6 protein-coding genes and 1 pseudogene are annotated in these 6,353 nt (G+C 63.5%); all 7 read right to left on the bottom strand.

Annotated features, from left to right (window positions below; genetic code table 11):
- Positions 1–223: pseudogene (locus tag HGSM_RS09920) on the bottom strand (tRNA (guanosine(37)-N1)-methyltransferase TrmD); the annotation flags it as partial.
- 2 nt (positions 224–225) lie between these two features.
- Positions 226–783 carry a ribosome maturation factor RimM gene (rimM, locus tag HGSM_RS09915; RefSeq protein ID WP_019148604.1) on the bottom strand — a complete coding sequence of 186 codons (558 nt, stop codon included), beginning with the start codon at positions 781–783 and terminating at the stop codon, positions 226–228.
- A 111-nt stretch (positions 784–894) separates the two neighbouring features.
- Entirely contained in the window at positions 895–1,140 is a 246-nt protein-coding gene (locus HGSM_RS09910) for an RNA-binding protein (protein ID WP_019148603.1), read from the bottom strand.
- Positions 1,140–1,565, bottom strand: coding sequence for a 30S ribosomal protein S16 (gene rpsP / locus HGSM_RS09905; RefSeq protein WP_019148602.1), 426 nt, complete (start codon positions 1,563–1,565; stop codon positions 1,140–1,142). The genes HGSM_RS09910 and rpsP overlap by 1 nt, the downstream gene beginning before the upstream one ends.
- Positions 1,566–1,762: 197 nt before the next feature.
- Positions 1,763–2,851 carry an amidohydrolase family protein gene (locus tag HGSM_RS09900; protein WP_019148601.1) on the bottom strand — a complete coding sequence of 363 codons (1,089 nt, stop codon included), beginning with the start codon at positions 2,849–2,851 and terminating at the stop codon, positions 1,763–1,765.
- A 38-nt stretch (positions 2,852–2,889) separates the two neighbouring features.
- Positions 2,890–4,467: a signal recognition particle protein gene (ffh, locus tag HGSM_RS09895; protein WP_019148600.1), complete on the bottom strand. Its 1,578-nt coding sequence runs from the start codon at positions 4,465–4,467 to the stop codon at positions 2,890–2,892.
- 91 nt (positions 4,468–4,558) lie between these two features.
- Positions 4,559–6,353 (bottom strand): [protein-PII] uridylyltransferase family protein (locus HGSM_RS09890; protein WP_154646324.1); only part of this gene is annotated, 1,795 nt, incomplete at its 5' end.

Raw genomic sequence — 6,353 nt, 5'->3', positions numbered from 1 at the left:
CAAGCAGAGAATCCAAAGCAACGCCCCACACGTCGGGGCGCATGACCATACCCGCGCCGCCTCCGGTGGGCGTGTCGTCCACGGTCCGGTGACGGTCCGTTGCATGTTCGCGCAGGTCGTGCACTGCAAAGTCGAGGAGTCCCGTCTCCGTGGCCTTGCCAATAAGGGACAACGACAGGGGTGCCAGGAACTCAGGGAAGATGGAGACGACGTCGATACGCACGATTAGTTATCCTTGTCTGCCGAAGAGCTCGTCTCGTCAGAGATCACCAATCGGTCTGCGTCGAACGAGAACAGCCCACCCGGCGGAGTGACCACGACGCGTCCACCCTCGATGTCGACAACGGGCACGAACCGCTCGAGGAACGGCAGGAGCGTGCGCGTGCCGTTCTTTTCCTTGATCACCAGTGCGTCCTGAGCAGGCAGGTACTCGAGCCCCACGACCTTGCCCACTACGGTGCCATCTTCGAGTTCGACAGCAAGGCCCTCAAGCTCGTGCAGGTACCAGGCATCTTCCTCATCGGACCTCTCCGCTTGGATGACCAGCTCAACCCCATTGAGCGCCTCGGCTGCGGTCCGGTCAGCAATCTCTTCAAACTGGACGTAGAACCGTCCGCTCGCGGTGCGCGTGCGGGCCACGGTGAGGGGGCCATGCTGGGCTGGCTTGGTCTCGAGCACAGCGCCCGTGGCAAACCGGGACTGCGGATCGTCTGTACGAAGATCAACGCTGACTTCTCCGCGCAGCCCTTGCGCGCGTCCGATGCGGGCGATTGTCAGTTCCATGGTTCCTCAACGTCTATAGATGGTGGCGCGCTATCTGGGGCACGCACCCAATAACAAGAGTAGAGGCCCGGCCACTAGGTGGCCGGGCCTCTACATAAGTTGCGTCACGTCTCAGCGACGGTCAACGTCCACGACGTCGACTCGAACCGCGGCATCTCCAGCAAGTGCACCAATGACGGTGCGCAGCGAGCGGGCGGTTCGTCCCGAGCGTCCGATGACGCGTCCAAGGTCCTCGGGGTGAACGCGAACTTCTAGAAGTTCGCCCTCTCCACGACGCCAGTTCTTGGAACGCACGGACACGTCGTCAGGGTGATCTACGATCCCCTTAACGAGGTGCTCGAGTGCCTCGGCAAGCATCAGGCCTCTTCCGAAGCTTCTTCTGCTGGTGCCTCTTCAGCTGCGGCAGCTGCCTTAGCCTCGGATGCCTTTGCCTTTGCCTTCTCGGCGTCTGCAGCTGCTGCTGCGATCAGCTCGGAAGCGTCAGCCTTAGGAGCCTTGGTCTTGAGGGTGCCCTCTTGACCTGGGAGGCCCTTGAACTTCTGCCAGTCACCGGTGATCTTGAGAAGAGCGAGAACCTGCTCGGATGGCTGTGCGCCAACGGAGAGCCAGTACTGAGCACGCTCGGAGTCGATCTCGATGAACGAAGGCTCTTCGGTTGGGTGGTACTTGCCGATCTCTTCGATCGAGCGACCGTCACGCTTCTTGCGGGAGTCCGCAACGACGACACGGTAGAAAGGAGCGCGGATCTTACCCATGCGCTTCAGACGAATCTTGGTAGCCACTTTAGTGGTATCTCCTGTTTTCTATGGAGTGGTTAAGGGCGGTAGTCGGGGAAACAACCTTCGCCCTTCACCGGGACACAACGGCAACTGGTGAGAGGGGCCAGAAACAGTCGAGTACAAGGATTGATTATGCCAGAAACTCGCGGGCCAGTTCTACCGTGAACCAACCTCGCCGCCCGCTTTCGCTTTGGCGTTGGTCACATTCGCGTCCCACGCACGATCACGTGGGCGGGTTCTTTGAGCGCGCCGATGTCTTCGCGGGGGTCACGTTCGTAACCCACGACGTCCGCGGGCGCTCCTTCTTCCATGCCCTGTACGCCGAGGTACGCGCGGGTACGCCAGCTGGCAAAGGCGACGACCTCCCGCGCAGGGATACCCGCCGAGACAAGTTCCGCACACTCGTCGGCGATGCGCCCGTGCGCGATCGTCCCGCCCGCGTCCGTACCGATCAGCAGGCTCATTCCAGAGTCAAAGAATGCTCGCGCCTGGTCGTATCGGCGCGCGTACATGCCCCGCATCCGCGCGGCGTAGACCGGGAACTTGGTCTCGCCCTGAGCAGCGATGTTCTCGAACTGCCCGATCTGCAATAGGGTCGGGGTGACCGGGACTCCCGCGGCGGCGGCGCGGCGCATCTGGGACTCGTCCATCCCCGTGCCGTGCTCGATGCAATCAAGCCCTGCGGCCAAGAGTGGGTCGATCGCCTCGTGGGCAAACGTGTGGGCGGTGACTCGCGCGCCGCGCTCGTGCGCCGCGTTCATCGCAGCCTTCAGCTGCTCCGGACTCCACAGCGGCGTGAGGTCTCCGACCTCACGGTCGATCCAGTCCGCCACAATCTTGTTCCAGCCGTCTGCACGCCCCAAATTTTCGACGATTGCCCTGGCTAGGTCCTCAGGCTTGCCGAGTTCCTCGCCATAGTTTCGTAGGTAGCGCTTGGGGCGGGCCAGGTGGTGACCGCACCGGATGACCTGCGGCAGTTCAGGATCTTGGTCGATCCACCGGGTGTCGCTCGGGGAGCCTGCGTCTCGGATGAGAAGGACGCCTGACTCGCGATCCCTGATGGCTTGGCCGCGCGCGATGTCGCGCGAGATCGCTCCCTGTGCGCCGAGCCCGACGTGACAGTGTACGTCCACGAGCCCTGGCAGGAACACCCCGCTCAGGGACGTGACCTCAACGTCCGAGAGTGGCCTGGTAAACGTCAGATGGCCGCCAAGCACCCACGCTTCGCCGACCTCGTGGTGATCATCGATCACTACCGTGCCAGTGAGGTGAAGTGCCTGTGCGGCCATCTGCCTAACTCCTTGCTCGCCCGCTTAGCGGGGAAGGGTTACTTTCCGAGGAACTTCTCAAAGCCCTTAGGGAGCTCGAAGTTAGAGAGGTCCGGAGTCTGGTCCTGCCCCACGCCAAATGCCGAGCCATTCGATGCCGGCTGTGCCTCGCCGCGTGCCGCCTTACGAGCCGCTGCTGCGCGCTGCTGAGGCGTCATCTTCTTATCCTTCTTAGCCTGGCGTGCGCCAGCGCGCTTGCCTGCGGAAGGGAGCTTGCCCATGCCTGGCATGCCAGGCATGCCGCCACCGCCCTTGGCCATCTGGCGCATCATCTTCTGGGCGCCATCAAAGCGCTGCAGGAGTTGGTTGATCTCGGTAACCGTAGTTCCGGAACCCTTGGCAATGCGCGAGCGGCGCGAGCCGTTGATGATCTTGGGGTTGTCACGCTCGGCGGGGGTCATCGATTGAATGATTGCCTCGATACGGTTGACCTCGCGCTCATCGAAGTTGTCGAGAGCCTCACGCATCTGACCCATGCCCGGAAGCATTCCGAGCATCTTCTTCATCGAGCCCATGTTCTTCAGCTGCTGCATCTGAACCAGGAAGTCCGCGAGAGTGAAGTCCTTGCCCTCGGCGACCTTGGTGGCCATGCGCTCGGCCTCTTCAGCGTCAAACGCCTTTTCAGCCTGCTCGATCAGGGTGAGGATGTCACCCATGTCGAGAATGCGCGATGCCATGCGATCGGGGTGGAAGACCTCGAAGTCGGTGAGCTTCTCACCGGTCGAAGCAAAGAGGATTGGCTTGCCGGTCACACGCGCCACGGAGAGCGCCGCACCACCGCGGGCGTCGCCGTCGAGCTTGGACAGGACAACACCGGTGAAGTTCACGCCATCGTTAAAGGCCTGGGCCGTGGCTACGGCGTCCTGACCGATCATGGCGTCAATGACAAAAAGGATCTCGTCGGGCTCGACGGCGTCGCGAATGTCCGCCGCTTGCTCCATGAGCTCCTGGTCAACGCCGAGGCGTCCAGCGGTGTCAACGATGATGACGGAGTGCTGTCGAGACTTGGCGGTCTCAAGGCCCGCGCGTGCAACCGAAACGGGGTCCCCTGCGGAAGTTCCTGGCAGTGCGGACTCGCCCTGGTTACCCGGGTGTGGAGCATACACGGGAACGCCCGCGCGCTCGCCCACGACCTTGAGCTGGGTAACCGCGTTGGGGCGCTGAAGGTCAGCGGCAACGAGCATCGGGGTGTGGCCCTGATCCTTGAGGTAGACCGCGAGCTTTCCGGCGAGCGTGGTCTTACCAGCACCCTGCAGACCCGCAAGCATGATGACCGTGGGACCGTTCTTGGCGAACCGAAGGTTTCTGCTGTCGCCACCGAGGATCGCGACGAGCTCCTCGTTGACGATCTTGACTACCTGCTGCGCTGGGTTGAGCGCGCCGGAGACCTCGGAGGACAGTGCGCGCTCACGGATCGAACCCGTGAAGTCGCGAACTACGGAAACGGCAACGTCGGCATCGAGCAGCGCACGGCGGATTTCCCGGATCGTGGCATCAATGTCGGCCTCGCTCAGGCGACCCTTGCTGCGCAGATTCTTGAATGTGGACGTCAGGCGATCTGACAGGGTGGCGAACACTGCGTTTCCCTTACCAAGCTCTAGTTGTGACAAGTACTAAGGAACTAGGTTACCTGCTCCGTGCTCTTCCACAGCCACCGGCCCGCAAGGTTCACACAGCGCGAACGCCTCCCCGCCTAAGTTCCGCGAGCGCCGAGGTATGGATGCGGTCCACGAGGGATGCGCGCCAGGTGGTCCACTTGGAGGTTGCGAGGGATGCAGCATCGGCCTCGGTGATCGCTCGCAGCGCCACCACGAGATCCTTCTTCCACTCGAGCGCGTCCAGCAAAGCCCTCGCGGTTGCGGGGTCGTCAGGGTCGTTGTGCATCGCGAGTGCGGAGAGCAGAAGGTGGTGGCGCACCAGTAACGATACGTCGCGCTGAGTGTCGGGTGAGAAGCCCATGGGGGCAAGGATGTCAGGGATCCGCGCGGCCCCGAACTCGGAGTGGTCCGTCACGGCGGCCTGCTTCCCTATGTCGTGGAGCAGTGCGCCAAGGAACAGCACCTCCGGTTGGGCAACCTCCTTGCGCCACGGGCGCACCCGCGAGACGACCTCCACGAGGTGACGATCAACAGTGTGCCGGTGGATTTCCGCACGCTGTGGCCGGTTGCGGACCTTGCTCCATTCAGGTATCCAGTGAGTCCATATCCCTCCGAGGTCCAGTGCCTCCCAGACGGGAATCTGCGCTATTCCAGACCCAATCAGGTGGAGGAAGGCCGCACGTGCCGCCGGTGGCCACGGCTCAGGGAGCGGCGGGGCGCCACGCAGCGTGGGTAGTGCGGAGGGAGAGATGGGCTGCGACGTGCGGACCGAGGTCGCGGCCATCCGCAGGGGAAGGATCGGGTCGTTCTTGGTCCGAGAGTCCGCCGACAGCACCAGCTCGCCGTTGTGCTCAACTATCCCCTCCGCCACAGACCGCAGCCGAGGAGCACTGCGTTTGCCGCGGATCACGAGGGTTCGGCTCAGACCTGTCGGCGCCGCGAGCGCTGTTCTGGCCGCGCGGATTGTGGAGTCCAGCGCGTAGCTGATCTCCCTGCCGGCCTCAGCAAGAGAAGCAAGGAACTCGTCTTCGTCATCGTGCCCGCACACCTGGGACACCTCGGCAAGATTGCCCAAGAGTAGCCGGTTGGTGTGGCGCCCGGTGACTGCGTGGACTGCGTCTCTGGCATTGAGGATCGTGGTCGTTGCCAGGTCCACGTTGCCGTGGGGGCGGTCGGCAATCCAGGTGGCCGCGAGCGCATCCAGCAACACCGCGTCCCGCAGCCCTCCCCTGCACTCCTTAAGGTCAGGTTCGGTCAGATACGCCAGATCCCGGTGGTGGGACGCACGCTCACTCGCGGAACGGATCAGATCGGGAAGCCTGCGCCGAGCCGCGGCGCGCCAGTCGGCGAGAACGGAGCTGGACGCCCGGTAAGCAAGCGACGACTCCCCCGCGATCGGTCTCGTGCTGAGCAGCCCCACCGCCGCGGGCAGGTCAGCGGAGGCGACCGTGCGGCACTGAGCGAGCGACCGAACCGAATGATCGAGGTTCAAGCCTGCGTCCCAGATGGGATACCAGAGCTGCTGAGCGAGCCCCTCGACCTTGCGCACATCGCTGCCCTTGAAATCATGGAGCAGAACGAGATCTAGATCTGAGCGCGACCCCATGTCACCGCGCCCGAGCGAGCCCACACCCGCGAGCGCAAGGTGACCGCAATCGTCGTTAATCAGACCGGCACGGGTGCAGGCGCTGTCCCACAGCGCCTGCAGGGCCTGAACGACCTGGGTGGTGACCTCATTGCGCTGGTGGGTGCTGGGAGGTGAGCCCTGCGCGATCGTCCGCAAGCGATCGCGCAGGTGCGCGAGCTCGCTGACCATGACGGGTTCGTTGGCGTGGGACATGCGACCCCCAGATGGAGAGGAAACG

The organism is Timonella senegalensis JC301 (assembly GCF_000312125.1).
GTDB lineage: Bacteria > Actinomycetota > Actinomycetes > Actinomycetales > Cellulomonadaceae > Timonella > Timonella senegalensis.
This window is presented reverse-complemented; position numbering and strand designations above follow the sequence as displayed.

Coding starts and splice junctions, on each gene's coding strand:
- rimM (WP_019148604.1), bottom strand. CDS start 783: ATGGAACTGACAATCGCCCGCATCGGACGCGCGCAAGGGCTGCGCGGA.
- HGSM_RS09910 (WP_019148603.1), bottom strand. CDS start 1,140: ATGCTTGCCGAGGCACTCGAGCACCTCGTTAAGGGGATCGTAGATCAC.
- HGSM_RS09900 (WP_019148601.1), bottom strand. CDS start 2,851: ATGGCCGCACAGGCACTTCACCTCACTGGCACGGTAGTGATCGATGAT.